Annotated in this window: 11 protein-coding genes; 5 read left to right on the forward strand and 6 right to left on the reverse strand. The window is 63.6% G+C overall.

All coding sequences use genetic code 11. The features are described 5' to 3' along the window. Positions 1 to 107: 107 nt before the first annotated feature. Both AC5ZGW_RS00865 and AC5ZGW_RS00870 read left to right on the forward strand, forming a co-directional pair. A complete protein-coding gene (locus AC5ZGW_RS00865) occupies positions 108 to 1,121 on the forward strand; it encodes a glycoside hydrolase family 16 protein (RefSeq protein WP_130222864.1) in 1,014 nt (337 codons plus the stop codon). Further along, complete coding sequence (locus AC5ZGW_RS00870; RefSeq protein ID WP_130222866.1) at positions 1,111 to 2,589, forward strand: GH1 family beta-glucosidase; 1,479 nt, start codon at positions 1,111 to 1,113, stop codon at positions 2,587 to 2,589. The genes AC5ZGW_RS00865 and AC5ZGW_RS00870 overlap by 11 nt, the downstream gene beginning before the upstream one ends. A gap of 37 nt (positions 2,590 to 2,626) precedes the next feature. Here AC5ZGW_RS00870 and AC5ZGW_RS00875 read toward each other — a convergent pair whose 3' ends face one another. Then, positions 2,627 to 2,971: a cupin domain-containing protein gene (locus AC5ZGW_RS00875; protein WP_130222868.1), complete on the reverse strand. Its 345-nt coding sequence runs from the start codon at positions 2,969 to 2,971 to the stop codon at positions 2,627 to 2,629. 155 nt (positions 2,972 to 3,126) lie between these two features. Between AC5ZGW_RS00875 and AC5ZGW_RS00880 the strand changes: the two genes are divergently transcribed. Continuing rightward, positions 3,127 to 3,354: a hypothetical protein gene (locus AC5ZGW_RS00880; RefSeq protein WP_028161720.1), complete on the forward strand. Its 228-nt coding sequence runs from the start codon at positions 3,127 to 3,129 to the stop codon at positions 3,352 to 3,354. A 112-nt stretch (positions 3,355 to 3,466) separates the two neighbouring features. Here AC5ZGW_RS00880 and AC5ZGW_RS00885 read toward each other — a convergent pair whose 3' ends face one another. The 3 genes from AC5ZGW_RS00885 to AC5ZGW_RS00895 form a co-directional block, all read right to left on the reverse strand. Further along, complete coding sequence (locus tag AC5ZGW_RS00885; RefSeq protein ID WP_130222870.1) at positions 3,467 to 4,447, reverse strand: LLM class flavin-dependent oxidoreductase; 981 nt, start codon at positions 4,445 to 4,447, stop codon at positions 3,467 to 3,469. Positions 4,448 to 4,587: 140 nt separating this feature from the next. Continuing rightward, positions 4,588 to 4,776 (reverse strand): hypothetical protein, encoded by a 189-nt coding sequence (locus AC5ZGW_RS00890; RefSeq protein WP_035688766.1) that lies wholly within the window; start codon positions 4,774 to 4,776, stop codon positions 4,588 to 4,590. 125 nt (positions 4,777 to 4,901) lie between these two features. After that, complete coding sequence (locus AC5ZGW_RS00895) at positions 4,902 to 11,258, reverse strand: non-ribosomal peptide synthetase (RefSeq protein ID WP_130222872.1); 6,357 nt, start codon at positions 11,256 to 11,258, stop codon at positions 4,902 to 4,904. 242 nt (positions 11,259 to 11,500) lie between these two features. Here AC5ZGW_RS00895 and AC5ZGW_RS00900 point away from each other — a divergent pair, with 242 nt between their 5' ends. Beyond that, positions 11,501 to 14,992, forward strand: coding sequence for an AAA family ATPase (locus tag AC5ZGW_RS00900; RefSeq protein WP_130222874.1), 3,492 nt, complete (start codon positions 11,501 to 11,503; stop codon positions 14,990 to 14,992). Further along, complete coding sequence (locus AC5ZGW_RS00905) at positions 14,989 to 15,798, forward strand: protein-L-isoaspartate O-methyltransferase family protein (RefSeq protein ID WP_130222876.1); 810 nt, start codon at positions 14,989 to 14,991, stop codon at positions 15,796 to 15,798. Before AC5ZGW_RS00900 ends, AC5ZGW_RS00905 begins: the two co-directional genes overlap by 4 nt. Positions 15,799 to 16,022: 224 nt before the next feature. Here the strand turns inward: AC5ZGW_RS00905 and AC5ZGW_RS00910 are convergent, their stop codons facing one another. Both AC5ZGW_RS00910 and AC5ZGW_RS00915 read right to left on the reverse strand, forming a co-directional pair. Continuing rightward, positions 16,023 to 17,120 carry a transporter substrate-binding domain-containing protein gene (locus tag AC5ZGW_RS00910; protein ID WP_245474498.1) on the reverse strand — a complete coding sequence of 366 codons (1,098 nt, stop codon included), beginning with the start codon at positions 17,118 to 17,120 and terminating at the stop codon, positions 16,023 to 16,025. After that, entirely contained in the window at positions 17,117 to 17,248 is a 132-nt protein-coding gene (locus AC5ZGW_RS00915; RefSeq protein ID WP_283813229.1) for a hypothetical protein, read from the reverse strand. The genes AC5ZGW_RS00910 and AC5ZGW_RS00915 overlap by 4 nt, the downstream gene beginning before the upstream one ends. Between the last annotated feature and the right edge of the window lie 147 nt (positions 17,249 to 17,395).

Below are 17,395 nucleotides of genomic sequence, written 5' to 3' on the forward strand. Positions count from 1 at the left end.
TCACCGCTGCGTTACAGTCCAGTACGGTGGCCCGCACCCACACGCGGACTTGCCCGGCGGCCGCGCGAAAGGTTAACGTGGATTAACCTACCCTTTGCAGGCCGGAGATGATCGGCGAATTGACCCCGAGAGTTCTGCTCGCGATCGGTTACATCGCCATGACGGCGCCCGCCCTCGCCCAGGACGATCTCGCAGCAGCGCCGGCGGCGCTCACTTTGCAGGTGACGACCGATCCCACGACCATTGAGTGCCGCCGCGTCGAAGATCAACCGCCGATGTCGCTGACCTTCCGGTCGCTGCACCGGACGTTCAGCGACGACTTCAACGAACATCCGCTGGCGGACGGAAGGTGGGTGCCGCATTATGCCGGCGGGGCGGCGTGGCCGGAGGCCCGCTATTGGGGCGGCGACGGCTCCGATTTCAAACGCAAGACCAGCGCCAATGGCGAGCAGCAGATCTATGTCGATCCCCGCTATGGCGGCCGAATGAACACCCCGCTGGGACTTGACCCGTTCGGGGTTCACAATGGCGTGCTGTCGATCGTCGCCAGCCGCACGCCGCCCGATCTGAAGCCGGCGCTATTCGACAATGAATACATCTCGGGCATCCTGACGACGCAGGGCAAGTTCTCGCAGAAATACGGCTACTTCGAAATTCGCGCGAAGATCCCACTGGGCCGCGGCGTGTGGCCGGCGTTCTGGATGCTCGCCGACGACGGTGGCTGGCCTCCGGAAATCGACGTCGTGGAAGGACGAGGCGAGCGGCCCGGCGACATCGTGATGACGACGCATTGGCGGCTTCCGTCGACCCAGCGCATCCAGTCCTGCGGGTTTGATTTCACCGTGCCCGGCGCGGACTCCGACTTCCACAATTACGGTGTGCTGTGGGAAGAAGATCGGCTGATCTACTTCATCGACCGCAAGCCGGTGTCCGACATCGGGGTCCCCATCGGATACGACGATCCCATGTACATGATCGTCAATCTTGCGATGGGATCGAAATTCTTTCTCGGCGTCGGCTTCGTCGATGCCAGTTCGCCCACGAGGATCGCCTTCGAGATCGACCGGATCTCGGTCTATCAGATCGACGCCAACCCCACCGGAGTGACCGATGTTCGGTAGATTTTCGCGCCGGCATTTCGCCAAGCTTGCGGGCATGTCCGCGCTCGGCGTCGCGGCGGCGCCGGCCGCTGCCGCAGAGAGCAACGTGACTCGGGCCGCTGCCGCCAACCCGCACGCGCCCGGCCCGTTTCCCGCCGGCTTTGTCTGGGGCACCGCGACCTCGTCCTACCAGATCGAGGGCGCGGTCAACGAGGACGGCCGCGGCCGCTCGATCTGGGACACATTCAGCCACACGCCCGGCAAGATCGAGGACAACAGCAACGGCGACCGCGCCAACGAGCACTATCACCGCTACAAGCAGGACGTGGCCCTGATCAGGGATCTCGGCGTCAAGGCCTATCGCTTCTCGATCGCCTGGCCGCGGGTGTTTCCGGAAGGTGCAGGTGCGCCGAACCCGAAAGGACTCGACTTCTACAACCGCCTGATCGACGAATTGCTCGCGAACGGCATCGAGCCCTATGCCACGCTCTACCATTGGGACCTGCCGCAAGCGCTGGAGGACCGCGTCGGTGGTTGGCAATCGAGCGAGACGTCAAAGGCGTTCGGCGACTACGCCGCTTATGTAGCCGAGCGCATCACCGACCGGGTGAAGAACATCTTCACCGTCAACGAGGCCGGCCGCTTCGTCAACTTCGGCTATGGCTGGGGCATCGACGCGCCCGGGCTCAAACTGCCGACGGCGCAATTGAACCAGGTTCGCCATCACGTCGCGCTCGGCCATGGGCTTGCGGTGCAGGCGATCCGCGCCAAGGGACGCGCTGGCACCAGGGTCGGCGTCGCCGAGAATATAGCCGCCTGCGTGCCCGCGATCGCTACACCGGAGAACATCCGCGCCGCCGAGATTGCCACGCGCGAATTGAACGCGGGCTTCCTCGGCGTCATCCTGGAGGGCAAATATACCGAGGGCTTCCTCGAATATGCCGGCGCCGATGCGCCCAAATTCACGCCCGAGGAATTGAAGATCATCGCTTCGCCGACCGATTTCGTCGGGCTCAATATCTACGCACCGCAGTTCTACATCACGGCCTCGGACCGCAAGCCGCATTTCAACGTGCTGCCGTTCCCGGCCTCGTTCCCGCACATGAATTCGGAATGGCTGCGGGTCGGCCCCGAGACGATCTATTGGGCGCCGAGGCTCGCGGCGAAGATCTGGAACATCGAGAACATCTATATCAGCGAGAACGGCACCTCATCCGAGGACAAGCTTACGGCCGAGGGCAAAGTCTACGATCTCGACCGCATCATGTATCTGCGCAACTATCTGACCCAGCTCCAGCGCGCGACATCGGAGGGCGTCCCGGTGCGCGGCTATTTCCTTTGGAGCCTGATGGACAATTTCGAGTGGATCTTCGGCTACGAGAAGCGCTTCGGTCTCTACCGGGTGGACTTCGAGACGCAAGCGCGGGTGCCGAAACTGAGCGCGGAATTCTATCGCGACGTGGTGGCAAAAAACGCGATCGGGGTCTAGAGGTGCAGAGACCCCGATCGCGTCGCCGCCTTGCGGCCTATCGCATCATCTCATCGCGGCCATGTACCTGCGCCGGCGGCGAGGTCGCCTCGATCGCAGTGAAGGGCTCGATGATGTGATAGCAGTGCTCGGCGTCGGCCGGCACCAGCCAGGAGTCGCCCGGGCCGAGCTTGATGGTCTGCCCCTCCAACAGCAGTTCGGCGTGGCCGGAGATCACATAGCCAACCGTCTCGTAATCGCGTCGATGCGGCAGGTCGGTTTGCGGCCGCTCATTGTTCCACATCCGCATGGCGACGCGCTTGCCCGAGACCAGATAGGTCTGTCCCATCGCACCCTTTGGCGAGGTCTTTTCCGATACTTTCTTGACGGTGCTGTCGTGCATGGTTGCAGCTCCCGAGTCATCGATTGTTCGATATCAAGCAAGCGCCCGGCGAGAGGTTCCTGCGACGATGCGTGTTCCCGACTCGGAAACCAGGGGAACAGCGGACCAGCGCGGGCGTTCTCAACTGGAGGCGCCGATCTTCCAGGAGACACATCATGACGGACACCAGGGACATCCAGCATGGCGTCAACGATCCCGTCAGCGGCGTCGACGTGAAGCGGAAGTTCAGGGACAATCAAAGCCCCCACGAACGGGCGCAAACTGCGGCCGACGTCCGGGCCGATCCCTCACCCGCGCCGGACGAACCGTTTCTTCCCGAGGCGCTGCGGCGACCGGCGACCGCCCCGCTCAACCCGCGTACCGGACGCCGCCCGACCGAGTGATGTTTCCGGGGGTGATATTGATTCCAGACGAGCGCAGACTCGGCCTCGGCAAGCCGCTGGTGCTCGACTTCGCGAAGTCGTCGACTCATTTGCACCTTATCGGCGCCGTTATTCAGAACACCCCGCTGCGCGCAAGCGCCTTGCGGACGTGATCGAGTTCCTGCTCGTCCGCGACCACGTCGAGGATGATATTGCCGACGCCCAACTCGGCGAAGCTGCGCAGTTTCGCTCCGATCTCAGCATAGCTGCCCACGAGATACGGGCAATCCGCCTGGAAGGTCAGGAATGGAAGCAGCCAATAGCCGTTGTCGCGGATCGCGCCGTCCTGCTCATCGTTGCCAAGCCGCCGCTTCCAGACGGAATCGGTGTTCCCCATGGTCAGCTTGAATAATTCGCGATTGTCGTCGCTGTCCTGAAATCGACGCTTTGCGGCCCGCCTCGCCTCCGCGCGGCTTTCCCTCGCAAAGATCCCAAAATTCAATCCGGGAGCCTTTATTCCCTGCTCGAGATCGGGCGGGAGCATCTGCATCATCAGACATTGCATCTCCGTCGCCACGCGGCGGGCATCGTCCGATTGGCCGGCGATCAGAAATTCCGGGATCAATTCCTTCGGCAGGCGCGGCCAGATCTGCAGGTTATTCGTGGTGTAGAACCTGCCCCGGAAACTAACGGGCCGCGTGCTCGCGAACAATTGGCGTACCACAGCGATGAACTCGCCTAGCCTTGCATATCGCTCGGCGTGGGACTGCTCGTCGCCCAGGCCCTGCAGATCGCTCAGCGCAGTCCCCGTGATCATGTTGAGGTAGACTTTCCGGCCGTAGAGCAGCGCAAAGGAGGAGATCAGTTTTGCCGCGGTGAACGGATGCAGATAGACCGGATTGACCGCGATCAGCGGCGCACAATGTTGCGTGCGCGCGAGGATATGCTGGGCCATCGACCACGGCTCGATGAACACGTCATTGCCGGCAAACAGCAAGATCCCTTCGAAGCCGTTGCGGTCGGCGAAATGCGCGACCCGCATCAGCTCGTCGGCATATTTTGCAGGATCGCGGTTGCGCGAAACGGCAGGGAATACGCGGAGCCTGGCTTTCATCGCCGATAGCTCCGACGATCGGGATCTGCGCTTGTTCGCCAAAATGCCGCGCCAATGCCACGCACGAGCGGCCAGGCGCGATGCAGGATGGCAAGGCGGCCTCTCGCGCTGACGCGCATGGCATCGATGTCGCGCAGCTTCTACCTGCTCTTCTTTTTCTTCTTTTTGGCCTTCTTGGCTTTGGCGGCCTTGCCTAACTTCGCCAAGCCCTTTTCCGTGAGGGCCAACGCATCTCTGAGCTGATCCCGCTCGCGCTTGAGCAGATCCCTCAGACTTTTCTTTTCGTCGGGTGTCAGCTTATCGAAATCAAGATACGGAACAAATCCCATAGTAAATACCCCGGGTTTCCCGCCGCCCCTTGCCAGGCGCGGGAACGATGTTGCTCGCGAAGCGACAAATAATCAAGGTAGTTTTCTCACTCGTTACAGCCTGGAGTAATCGACGCCTGCGCATCTCATGCGGCGCGGCGACGGAGCAAACGTTGCAACGGCGCATCAGGCTGCGCTGCAGCACGCGTGAGGATCACAACAAGATCCTCCATCCATTGTGGAATCACATGGTGTCCGAACAGCTCGCGCTTGTAACTGCACGAGCCGGTGATGCCAGTCTGCCGCTCCTTCAGCATCAGCGAGAGCCAGGTCTGATTGACCGGCAGCACGGGCTGTCCTTCGCGGTAGGCGCTTCCAAGCGTGCGTATCTTCACATCCGAAAACTTCAGCGGCTGGCGCAGCGGATTCTGCAAGGTGAAGTAGACCTGGATCAGGGAGGCTGGATCGATGCCCGTTTCTGCGAGCCGCGCGGCGAGAATGTTGAAGGGCAATTCCTGTCGGGCATGGGCTTCGAGAACGCTGTCGCGCACGCGGGCGAATGCCTGTCGAAACGAAAGGCCGGGATCGATGCGGGTGCGGACGATTACGGTGTTCTCGAACGGTCCGATCACTTGCTCGGTGTCAGGCCGGGAACGATTGGCCATCGCAGTGGCCACGCAAATGTCATCGCGGCCGGTTTGTATCGCGAGCAGTGTCTTCAGACCGGCCAACAGCGCCATGAACAGCGTGCCATTCTCTCGGCTTGCAAAGGCGGTCGCCGCTGCGACCAGATCGCCCGACAGGCGCACCGGCTGATGATCGCTAGGTGGGGCCGGCGCGACGCCGGCAATGTCACCAAAGACCGGAGTGGCGCCGCGCAAATTCTCCTTCCAATAACTGGCCTGCTGCGCCGCAGCGTCGGTCGCACACCATCCGCGCTGACGACGCGCCGCATCGGAGAACGGCAACGCCGGTTGCAGCGCCGGTCCCGAACGACGAGCGACGAGCGACGCATAGCGTTGCGAGATCTCGTCAAAGAGGATTCCGATTGACCAGCCATCGGCGATGGCGTGGTGAATCGTGAGCAGCAGCACATGGTCGTCCGGCCCCAATCGCAACAGGCGCGCCCGCCATAACGGCGCGCGTGTCAGTTCAAATGGCGTCCGGGCTTCCTGCTCGGCGCGAAGCATGGCCTTCCTTAATTGCAGTTGGCTGGCGCGCCTGTCGCCCGACGGCGCCCGAACCGTCAGATCTTCAACGTTCAATGGCGCGGCGCGCTTGCCGGGCGGCGTGATCACGAGCGCAGGCTCGTCGCCATCCCAGCCAAAGGCGGTGCGCAGCGACTCGTGACGGCGCATCACCTCACCAAGACTTTTCTTTAGTGCGGCGAGATCGAGCAGCCCCTGCAGCCGCAGTGCAAAGGGCAGGTTGAACAGGGGAAGCCCCGGAAGCGCGCTCTCGATGCCGAGCATCTGGGCCTGCGCGATGGACGGCAGGCGCGGGCCCGTTTCCACGAGATCCGGAATGATCGGCAGAACCTGCTGCGGTTTCCTTGCCAACGCATCGTCGATGCGCTGCGCGAGTTCTTCTACGGTCGGCGCCTCGAAGATCGTCTTGATCGGCAACGACACCCCGAACGCCCGCGCGAGACGCGCCATCGCCTGGCCCGCCAACAATGAATGGCCGCCAAGGTCGAAGAAATTGTCGGCGATGCCGATGCTGGGGACTTTCAGCAGATCGATCCAGATATCGGTCAGCGTCTTCTCGGTGCCGCGTCGCGCCGGCGCCGTCACGCCGCTGGCCTTCGGTTCGGATTGATGTACCCCCCTCAGCGCGGCACGGTCGACCTTGCCGTGACTGTTGAGCGGAATGCGTTCAAGGAACAGGAGGGCTGCGGGCACCATGTGGCCCGGCAGCCTGCTCTTGAGGAAATCGCGTAGCGCACCGGCATCCGGCCGGCTGCCCGGAGCCGCGACGATGTGCGCGACCAGCCGGGTCTCGCCGCCGGCGTCGCGCGGCTCGACGATGGCAGCACGGATATCCGGATGATCAAGCAGAACATGCTCGATCTCCTTCAGCTCGATCCGATAGCCGCGGATCTTGACCTGATCGTCGATGCGCCCCATGCATTCGATCGTGCCGTCGCAGCGGCGCCGGGCGAGATCGCCGGTCCGATACAAACGCGCGTCGGCATCTTGCGAAAAGGGGTCGCACAGGAAACGTGCATTCGTCTGCCCGGGATCATTGATGTAGCCGCGCCCGACCCCGGCGCCGCCGACGCAGAGCTCCCCCACCATCCCGGCCGGCACCGGCTGCAGATGCGGATCGAGCACGTAAAGGCGCGTATTTGGCAAGGGGCGGCCGATCGGAACGCTGGTCGCGAGCGCCGGCGGCGCAGTAAGGCGATAGAGCGCGACGTCATCGGAGCATTCCGATGCGCCGTAGGCGTCGACCAACGGCACCTCGGGAAACCGCCGAAACCAGGCGCGGCAGAGATCGACGGCGAGCGGCTCGCCGGTCGAGATCAGGAGGCGCAGTCGGGAGAAGGCGCGCCGCACCGGCGCTTCGTCGGCTTGTTCAAGGATAACCCGCAGCAGCGACGGCACGATCTGCAGCACCGTGACCCCTGCCCGCTCGATTTCTTGCGCCAGCCGTTCGGGATCGCGCACGATCTCGTCGGCACAAATGTGGACGCGTGCGCCGGCGACGATACCGGCGAGAAATTGCCAGACCGAGATCACGAAACTCTGCGGCGCGGTCTGCGCGATGACGTCCGCGGACGACAGGCCAAGCTCGGAGATCAGGGACGCGAGATGATTGGACAATCCCCGCTGCTCGATCATCACGCCCTTGGGCGTCCCCGACGAGCCGGAGGTGTAGATGACATAGGCGAGATTCGATGGCGTGCGCCGCGCCGGCTTTACCGGATTGGCAGCGGTCAGGCCCTCAAGCTGGACGATGGGCATCGAGCGCTGAATAAGCGAGCTGGAAAGCACTTCCTGCAAGGCCGAGGAGCTGCTTGCTCCGACCAATATCAAGTGTGCCCCGCTGGATGCGAGAATCGCGGCCAGCCGTGCAGCGGGTTGGGTCGGGTCCAGGCAGAGAAAGGCCGCCCCGACGCGCTGTACCGCGAGCATCGCAGCCAGCAGATCCGGGCTTCGCTCGGCGAATAGCGCGACCACCGTCTCGTCGCCGATATCCTCCTGCGCGAGCCGCGCGGCGATTGCCGCGCTGCGGCTGGCGAGCTCGCGGTAGCTCACACGCACCTCGCCTGCGGAGACCGCGACCGCTGCCGGCGCACGCGCGACCTGCTGGTCGAACCGCTCGCAGAGATCGAAGGCGCTGAAATCGGCTTCGACCCCATTGCAAGCCGCCAGCGCGCGGCGGCGCTCTGCCGGCGACAGCAGCGGCAGGCGCGAAATTCGCTCCTCGGGATCGGCAATGACCGCTTTCAGGAGCCGCTCGAAATGCACAGCCATTCCCGCAATCGTCGAAGCGTCGAACAGGTCGGTGCTGTATTCGAAGAAACCCGAAAAACGGCCATCGGCCTCGACCAGCTCGAGCGTGACGTCGAAGCGCGAAATCTGGGGATCGATCTCGAGGCGCTGCGTCGACAAGTCCGGAAACGTCGCCGCCTCGATCGAAGCGCTTTGCAGGATGAACATCACCGGAAATAGCGGGTTGCCGTCGCGGCTGCGCGACACCTGCAGCGCCCGCAACACCTCCTCGATCGGCAGATCCTGGTTGCGATAGGCGTCGAGCGTGACATGCCGCACCCGCCGCAATAGCTCGCCGAAGGTCGGATCGCCGGAGCAGTCGGTTCGCAGGATCACGGTGTTGGCGAACAGCCCGATCAGGCGTTCGGTCTGGATCTGATTGCGGTTCGCGATCAGCGAGCCGATCGCGACATCGTCGTGGCCGGTGTAGCGATGGAGAAGGCATTGAAACGCCGCGAGCAGCGTCATGAACGGCGTGACGCCCTTGGCCTGGCTCAGCGCCCTCAGCCGCGCCGACAAGCCTTGCGGCAGTTCGATGTAATGCCGGGCGCCGCGCCCGCTCCAGATCTGTGGGCGTGGGCGATCGGTGCGCAGCGGCAGCGTGGTGACGCCATCAAGCTGCCTGCGCCAGTAGCTCAACTGCTCCTTTGCCGCCGACGTCGCCGCCCAATCCTGCTGCCACGCGGCAAAGTCGCGGTATTGGAACGCGAGCGGAGGCAACGCGGCCGCGCGGCTTGCCGCATAATGCGCTTGAAGCTCCTGCCAGAACAACCGCTGTGACCAACCGTCGGTGACGAGGTGATGGATGTTGATCAGCAGCGCATGATCGGTCGCACCAAAGCGCAGCAGCCTGGCTTTGAGCGGCGGTTCATGTTCGAGATCGAATTGGTGATGCGCCAATCTCAGGGCTTCCCGCCGGATCGCCCTTTCGCGCTCGCCCTTGGCGCATCCCTTCAAGTCCACGTGTTCGAGCCGTGGCATCGCCGCATCGACGCGTTGCACCGGCTCGCCCAGCCATTCGGAGAAGGTCGAACGCAAGACCTCGTGCCGCTCGCAAAGCGCTGCGATACCAGCCTCGAACGCGGCGACGTCGAGCCGGCCGGACAGGCGCGCCACTTCGACGACATTGTAATTGTACTTGGTCTTATCCAGCCGGCTGAGGACGTACATCCGCTGCTGCTGGAACGAGAGCGGCGCGCGGCCTGACTCTGTTGCGGTCTTGCGCCATCCCGGCATCACGAGGTCGCGGCCCGCCGCGCCCGATTGCAGTCGCCCGGCAAGCTCAGCGACCGTCGGCGCCTCGAAAATCTCCTTGAACGACAGATCAGCGCCGAATTGTTCGCGCAGGCGCGACAGCATTTGCGTCACGCCGAGCGAATCCGCGCCCAGCGCGAAGACGTCCTGATCGACGCCGACCCGCTCCACCTCCAGGAGCCTCGCCCAGATCTCGGCCAATTGCCGCTCCAATTCGGAGCGAGGCAAACGCTTGTGTTCGGTGTCCTCGCTTGCCGGTCCGGCCGACACCAATTCGACAAGCGCGCTTCGCTTGAGTTTGCCGCTCGCCCCTTTCGGCAACGCCTGAACCATCCGGATCAGGCCAGGCACCTTATAGGCGGCGAGCCGCTGCCGCGCGAATTGCCGAAGCTGATGCGCTGTCGCGCCGGACTGCGGCCGCAGCACGATCGCTGCGCCGACGGTCTCGCCGAGCTTCTGGTGCGGAATGCCGAAGACGCCGGCCTCGAGCACATCGGGGTGGCCCAACAACGCCTCTTCCACTTCCAACGGCGAGATCTTCTGCCCGCCGCGGTTGATGACGTCCTTGATGCGGCCGACGATGAACAGATAACCGTCGGGGTCGAAATAGCCGAGGTCGCCGGTCCTGAACCAGCCATCCCGGAAGGCGGCTCTGGTCGCCTCGGGATCGTTGTAATAGCCCCGGCTGATGGTCGGGCCGCGCAGCACGATCTCGCCGTGCTCGCCGGCCGGCAGCCGCCGGCCTTCATTATCCATGATCGCGATCTCGGGGCCGGCGGGCAGGCCGACCGAGCCCGGCTTGCGCCGGTGGCGAGGGTTGGCGGCGATCTGGGATGCGCCTTCCGTCATGCCGTAGATCTCGATCACGGGCACGCCGAACCGCGCTTCCAGCCCTTGGAGAATGTCGGGGGTCAGCGAAGCCGATGCCGAGCGGATCACGCGCAGCGAAGAGCCCCGCGTCATCTCTGTGTCATGCTCTGAAGCGGATAGCAGCGCGCGGTGGATGGTCGGCACCGCAGTATACCAGGTCGGCTTCAACTCCTTCAGGCAGGCGAAGAAGGAAACGGGGTCGAAGCCCGCGGTGCAGATAACGCTCGATCCGGCCCCGAGCGCCGTGAGCAGGCCGGATATCAGGGCATGCGCATGAAACAGCGGCAGCATGTTGAGCAGGCGATCCTGCGGCCCGAGCGCGAAGACCACCGCAGCATTGTAGGCCGAAAGACACACGCTCGCATGTGTCAGCGGCACCATCTTAGGGCGAGACGCCGTGCCCGAGGTCAGCAGGATAAAGGCATCATCCTCTCCGCGCGCAGCCCCGCCCACAACGGCAGGCCCAACCGACGGGCCTGCCAATTCGAAGGCGCCAAGACCCTGGCCGCCCCGGGGCGACAGATCGATCACAGCAACCCCCAGCGCGTGCGCGGCGGCCCGGCTTGCAGACCCCGCTTCCGTAGACGTGACGAGAGCGGCAAGCTCCAGCTCGCTGAAATAGCGCTGAAATTCATCCCCGGTCAGGTCCGGATTGACCGGGATGCAGACGGCTGCTGTTGCGACCGCAATGAGGGCCAGCGCGTTATCGACGCCCCGCGGCAATACCACGGCGACGCGATCGGCCTGAGCGATGCCGAGCCTGCGCAATTGATGGACGGTCTCACTGGTGCGCGCGGCAAGCCCGGCATAGGTCACCGCGTCCCGCCCGGGAGCAAGCACCGCAGGCCGATCGGGCGCATTGCGGGAATAAAAATCCAGCATATCGCCGATGCTCGAAAAGGCCTGGATGCACGAAACGGCTTGGCCTCCGGTGCTGCGGCCGGCCGATCCTTGCGACGGTGTGGCTGCGATGTCCGACAAGCTCGTGCCTTTTTGCTCGAGTTGAGCTATTGTTCTCGAACTTCGCAGATCCGTCCAGACCGAGGTCGGGCAAAAGTCCCCAAAATGTGCGCAACCGAACGGAGACACGTCCTTTCTCCTGAGATGCAGCTCGACGGATAATCATGCCGGAGAATAAGCCGGGTTCTGAAACGACAGATGGCTTGAAGCACTGGCTCGAGGAGGCCGGCCTCGGCCAATACGCCGATCTTTTCATCCAGCACCGCATCGGCCTCGATGTCATCCCCGATCTGACCGAAGAAGATCTGGCGAAGCTTGGTCTGCCGATGGGCGATCGCAGGCGCCTGCAGCGCGCGATAGGCTCGCTCGTCCCGATCGCACCGAGCAATCCGGTAGCGGATCGCAGCGTCCCGCCGAGAACGGGCAACGCCGCCGAGCGGCGCCAGCTCACCGCCATGTTCTGCGACATGGTCGGCTCCACCTCGCTCTCCGAGCAGTTCGATCCCGAGGATGTGCGCGACATCATCGGCCGTTTCAGGGAGACCTGCGTCCGGATCGTGAAGCACTATGACGGCTTCGCCGCACGCTATATCGGCGACGCCATCCTGATCTATTTTGGCTACCCGCACGCGCATGAAGACGACGCCGAGCGTGCGGTGCGCGCCGGGCTTGAGATCGTCGAGGCGCTGTCATCGGCGCAGGGCGGCGAGCAGCGAGCGGCGTCCAGCTATACGCCTGCGGTTCGGATCGGAATTGCGACCGGCCTTGCCGTCGTCGGAGACCTGATCGGGCAGAGCACCGAGGAGCGCGATTCCGCCGTCGGCGAAACGCTGAACCTTGCCGCCCGGCTGCAGCCGCTTGCCCCCGTCAATGGGGTGGTCATCGCGTCCTCGACGCAATCGCTGTTGAGGGGAAAGTTCGACTACCAGAACCTCGGCATTCACGCGCTCAAGGGGATATCCGAAAAAGTCCAGGCCTGGCGCGTGGTCCGCCGCGCGCGCACGGAAACACGCTTCGCCGCGGCAATGGGTCCTAGATTGACGCCGCTGGTCAACCGGGAGGAAGAAATCGCCCTGCTGATGCGACGCTGGCAACAGGCCAAGCGGGGTCATGGCCAGGTCGTGCTGCTGTCGGGCGAGCCCGGAATCGGCAAGTCGCGCGTTTTCCAGGAGATTCACGAGCGGATCGCGGGCGAGCATCACGGGCAATTGTCGTTCCAGTGTTCTCCTTATTACACCGGCACCGCGTTCTATCCGTTTATCGAGCAGTTCAAATTCGCGATCGGACTCGATCGCGAAGGCTCTTCGGTGCTGGCGCTTTCAAGCCTCGAAGCGGCCGTGATCGCCGCAAAGGGCAATGTGCAGCAGGTGGTGCCGATCTTTGCTGCGCTATTGTCGATCTCGACCGGCGATCGGCATGCGCTGCCGGAGCTTTCGCCGCAGCAGCACAAGGATGTGACGGTCGCCGCGCTGGTGAACCATCTGGTCGGGCTCGCGCGCGACCAGCCATTGATGATCGCCTTGGAGGATGCCCACTGGATCGATCCGACCTCGCGGGAAGTGCTTGATCTCTTGGTGGAGCGGGCTCAGAACGCAGCCATCCTCGTGATCGTCACCTGCCGCCCGGAATTCAAGCCGAGCTGGAATGCGCATCGCCACATCACGGCATTGACGCTCAACCGGCTCAGCCGGCAACTGCGGACGACGTTGGTCGAGCGGGTCGCAGGCCGGCGGGAACTGCCGAGGGAAGTGGTCGAGGAGATCATCGTCAGGACCGATGGCGTGCCGCTATTCCTGGAAGAGCTGACCAAGGCCGTCATCGAATCCAACCTGCTCACCGAGCGGCATGGGCGCTACGTCTTCACCGGACCATGGCGCCAGCTCTCGATCCCGGCCACCCTGACCGACTCGCTGATGGCGCGCCTCGATCGCATGGGGCCGTTCAAGAAGATCGCCCAGATCGGAGCCACGATCGGCCGCGAGTTCTCCTACGAGATCCTTCGCGCGGTCGCCGAAGCTCCGGCGGAGCAGATCGAGGCAGCGCTTGATCATCTCGAGCAAGCGGGACTGATCGTTTGCCGCGGTCATCCGCCGGATGCGATCTATGCCTTCAAGCATGTGATGATCCAGGACGCGGCGCATTCGAGCCTCCTGCACAGCGAAAGACGAAGGCTGCATTCGCGGATCGCTGAGGTGATTGCGGATCTCTATCCCGAACGTACCGAGCGCGAGCCCGAGCTTTTCGCCTATCACCTGACCGAATCCGGCCAGGCCGAACCTGCCGTTGGTTTCTGGCTGAAGGCGGGCAGGCAGTCCGCAAAGGCGGGCGCCAATCTGGAAGCGATCAGCCATCTCCGGCGCGGCCTCGGCGTCACCCAAAGCCATCCCAAGATGATGCGACGCGACGAAATGGAGCTGGAGCTTCGCACCGCGCTGGGCAACGCCTTGATCGCCGCCAAGGGCTACGCCGCGCAGGAGGTCGAGGAAAACTACGCCCAGGCGCTCGAGCTCGGCCGTCAGCTTGACGATGAGGCAAATGTGTTCGCGGCGACCCGCGGGCTTTGGGTGTACCATTTCATCCGCGCCGATCTGAAGCGCGCCCATGATCTCAGCGTCGAACTCCTGCAATTCGCGAAGCGCGTACGCCCGAACGCAACCGCGCAATCGATGCAGCAGCATGCCGGATATCTGATCGAGGCCCACAGGTCGATCGCCATGACCATGCTCTATCGCGGGCGATTTGCGGCTTCGCACTATCATCTGCAGCGCTGCATCGGGCTCTACACGCCCGAATGGCACGGCGAACTGACCGAGCGGCACGGTATCGATCCTGGCGTCGTGTCGCTGTCCTATCTCGGATATCTCCAGTGGTTTCTCGGCCGTCCCGATGCGGCGCGCCAGCACACCGAGGATGCGATCGTCAACGCCGAACAGCTGCGTCATCCGTTCACGCTCGCCTTTGCCCTCGAGTTCGGCGCCTATCTTTGCCAGCACCTGCGCGATGTCGAGGGCACCATGAACTATTCCGACCGCGCCATGGTGGTCTCGTCGGATCATGGCTTCCAGCATTGGAAGCAGCAGGCAGGCATTCTGCGCGCATGGGCGATGGTCGAACTCGGCGATATCGACGAAGGGCTGAAGCAGATGCGGGTGGGACTGGAGGGCTATGAAGCCATGGAGGCCTGGCTGGCGACCTGCTGGTTCAGGAGCCTGCTCGCGACTGCCTATGCGAAAGTCGGCCGCCTGGAAGCGGCACTGCGGACGCTGGACGGCGCACTCGCGGTTGCGAGGCGCACCGGTGACCATTTCTTCCTCGCCGAGGTCTATCGCCTGCAGGGTGAAACGACCTTTGCTCAAGGCGGGCTCGCTGTGGCCGACGACGTCGAGGAGCTGTTCCGCCGTTCGATCGAGCTGGCCCGCGAGCAGAGCGCGCTTGCATGGGAATTGCGATCGGTCGTCAGCCTGGCACGCCTTTGGCGCGATGCCGGCAGGCGCGAGCAGGCCGTTGAACTGCTCGTGCCTGTTACAGCGCAGTTCGCGGAAGGCTTCCTTACGCCGGACCTGAAGGACGCGTGGAATCTGATGGAGGAACTCGGCGCGAATCCGTCAAGGCAGCATCCATGGGCCAACCAGACAGGGCTACACCAGGCCGGATGAGCGATCTGGCGGCGGCAAGACGACGCTACGCGCAAGCGATCCGGCAACGCGAGCAGATTTCGTCGGCGCGCCTGCTGCGGGCTTTCGCCACGGTGCCGCGCGAGCACTTTGCGGGCGATGGCCCTTGGCGCATCCGGCGCGAGGTCGGACGCGGCTACAGCTCCACCGCCGACGCCGATCCCGTTCATCTCTACGACGACGCGCTGGTGGCGATCGATGAACGGCGCAAGCTCGACACCGGACTGCCGAGCTTGTGGGCGCATTTCTTCGATGTTCTCGACATCAAGGCGAACGAGCGCGTGGTGCAGATCGGCTGCGGGCTCGGCTATTATTCGGCGATCCTGTCCAGGATCGTCGGCGCGCAAGGCATGGTCCTTGCCATCGACTGTAACAAGACATTGGCCAGCCGTGCCGCCGCCAATCTGAGGCGATACAGCAATGTCGAGGTGATCCACGGCGACGGCTGCAACGACGTCGGCGGCCCGGCCGATGTGATCGTCGTCCATGCCGGCTTCAATCATCCGCATCCGCTGTGGATCGAATCGCTCCGCCGCAACGGCCGCCTGCTGGTCCCGCTGACCAAGCGGGGCCGGGCCGGCATCGTCATCAAGATCACCCGCCTCGCCCGCTGCTATCAGGCCGAAGTCGTCAGGGGCATCAGGATCATCCCGGGCAAAGGCCGAGGCGGAACCGCGCTCGACGAACGCGTGACGGACTGGTGGCAACGCGCCGTCGCCCTCGCACCGCTGCGGTTTCAAAGCATCGAACAGGGACTGCCGTCTGAGCGGAAACCGCGACCTACTTAGAGCGTGATGACGTTTCTTCGAATCGTCTCACGCTGCCCACTTTTCCGGATCATGCTCTGGCGACTTCCGACGAGCGCAATTGGGAGCACGTCACCCTCTGCACGCCAAGCCGACCGCCCCTGCGCATAGCGGACGTCATCTGGATCGCTTCTTGATCTTCCTCAAAGCGGCGCAGCATTCATCGCGCCAAGCGCTGACGAGCGCCGGCTGAGCCGACGCGAGAGTCAGGGCGATCGCGCGTTTCCAAGAGCCAGGAACAGCGTCTGTTGCCACCGATCGCTTTCGATTTGATCGAGCACGGCAAGATCGAGCATCGGCCGCAAGGCACTGCCTTTCGGCAGCACGATCGCATATCGCTCGCTGCTGAAGCTGGTATCGACGACTCGGATCGAGCCTGAGAAGTCGTTACGAACGATCCAGGCCAGCAGCGGCTTGTCATGCACGAAGGCATCGATCTGACCGCGGCTCAGTGCGGACAGGCCGCTTTGAGCGTCGGGAAATGCTCGGAACGAAAGCTGCTGGCGCGTGAGGTAGTCGCTTGTCGGAGAGTTCGCGACGGCGCCGACGCGCACGGATCGCAGGTCGTTGAAGCTGTGGACTGCGCCTTGCAGTTCCCTGCGCGTGAGGGTGGAGGTGATGCCGGCGGTGAACACGGCTATCGCGATCACGGAAGCGATCATCCACCCGGTCGCGACGATCCGCCCGGGAAGCGTTGCCGGTGCATTCGCTGCGGCTCCGGCCTGCGTCATGGCAATGGTCGACCACCAGAAGCTGGAGCCGAGCCCCTTGGCGCCCCCGCCGAAATGTTCCGTCTTCCGCCGCTCCAGCAGCCAAATGATGAAGCCCACCGCCATCGCAAAACAAAGCAGCAGACCGACAGCCTGGAAGAAGCCGAAAGAGAGAAGCGCCCGTCCGATCGAGACCCAGGGGCTCTCGTTGAGAGCCACCGCAATCCCGAGTCCGGTGTTGTAGAAAGGTTGGGTGAAATCGACATCGCGTGCACGTGCAGCGGTCACGGTTACGGCCGCGACGCCGGCGTCGAAGGTGCCTTTCGCGACGCCATCCAACAGATCCTGCACACTCTGCGTCTCAACCAGGCGAAACTTAAGATGCGCCCGATCAGCGATTCGTCTCCAGAGCTCAATGCTGATACCGCCCCAAGTCCCGTCCGGCTGCTTCATCGCGAAAGGCGGGGCTTCCTTGGTCGCCACCACCAATTCTTTGTCAGGGGCTATGCCCTGCGCGCGGACCGCGCTGCAGACGAGCGCAAGGATCGCCAGCGGTAAGAGACATGTCAGAACCGATCGAAGCGACAAAATCACTGGTTCGCCTTGAGGGTGCCGATGTCGCCGCTCTTCACGTTCACCACGGCAGCGACGCTTCCTGCCCAAGCCGACGACATGATCGGGTGGAGTAGCGCGCATTCATTTTCGAACTCCAGCGGATTCACCGTACGCCTCGGCTTCTCCCCCGAATCTCGGAACCCAAGAAGATCCACGCGAGTCCGGCTCTGCAATTCTTACTAGAATGATGGCAATTTGGCGCGCCACTCAGAACAAATTACGATCCGCCCTGCTTGGCAGGCCTCAGCCCGGCC

The organism is Bradyrhizobium sp. Crot121 (assembly GCF_059512385.1).

Excerpts from the sequence above, each read along its gene's own strand:
- AC5ZGW_RS00865 (WP_130222864.1), top strand. The coding sequence starts at position 108 with ATGATCGGCGAATTGACCCCGAGAGTTCTGCTCGCGATCGGTTACATC.
- AC5ZGW_RS00870 (WP_130222866.1), top strand. The coding sequence starts at position 1,111 with ATGTTCGGTAGATTTTCGCGCCGGCATTTCGCCAAGCTTGCGGGCATG.
- AC5ZGW_RS00875 (WP_130222868.1), bottom strand. The coding sequence starts at position 2,971 with ATGCACGACAGCACCGTCAAGAAAGTATCGGAAAAGACCTCGCCAAAG.
- AC5ZGW_RS00880 (WP_028161720.1), top strand. The coding sequence starts at position 3,127 with ATGACGGACACCAGGGACATCCAGCATGGCGTCAACGATCCCGTCAGC.
- AC5ZGW_RS00885 (WP_130222870.1), bottom strand. The coding sequence starts at position 4,447 with ATGAAAGCCAGGCTCCGCGTATTCCCTGCCGTTTCGCGCAACCGCGAT.
- AC5ZGW_RS00890 (WP_035688766.1), bottom strand. The coding sequence starts at position 4,776 with ATGGGATTTGTTCCGTATCTTGATTTCGATAAGCTGACACCCGACGAA.
- AC5ZGW_RS00895 (WP_130222872.1), bottom strand. The coding sequence starts at position 11,258 with ATGCTGGATTTTTATTCCCGCAATGCGCCCGATCGGCCTGCGGTGCTT.
- AC5ZGW_RS00900 (WP_130222874.1), top strand. The coding sequence starts at position 11,501 with ATGCCGGAGAATAAGCCGGGTTCTGAAACGACAGATGGCTTGAAGCAC.
- AC5ZGW_RS00905 (WP_130222876.1), top strand. The coding sequence starts at position 14,989 with ATGAGCGATCTGGCGGCGGCAAGACGACGCTACGCGCAAGCGATCCGG.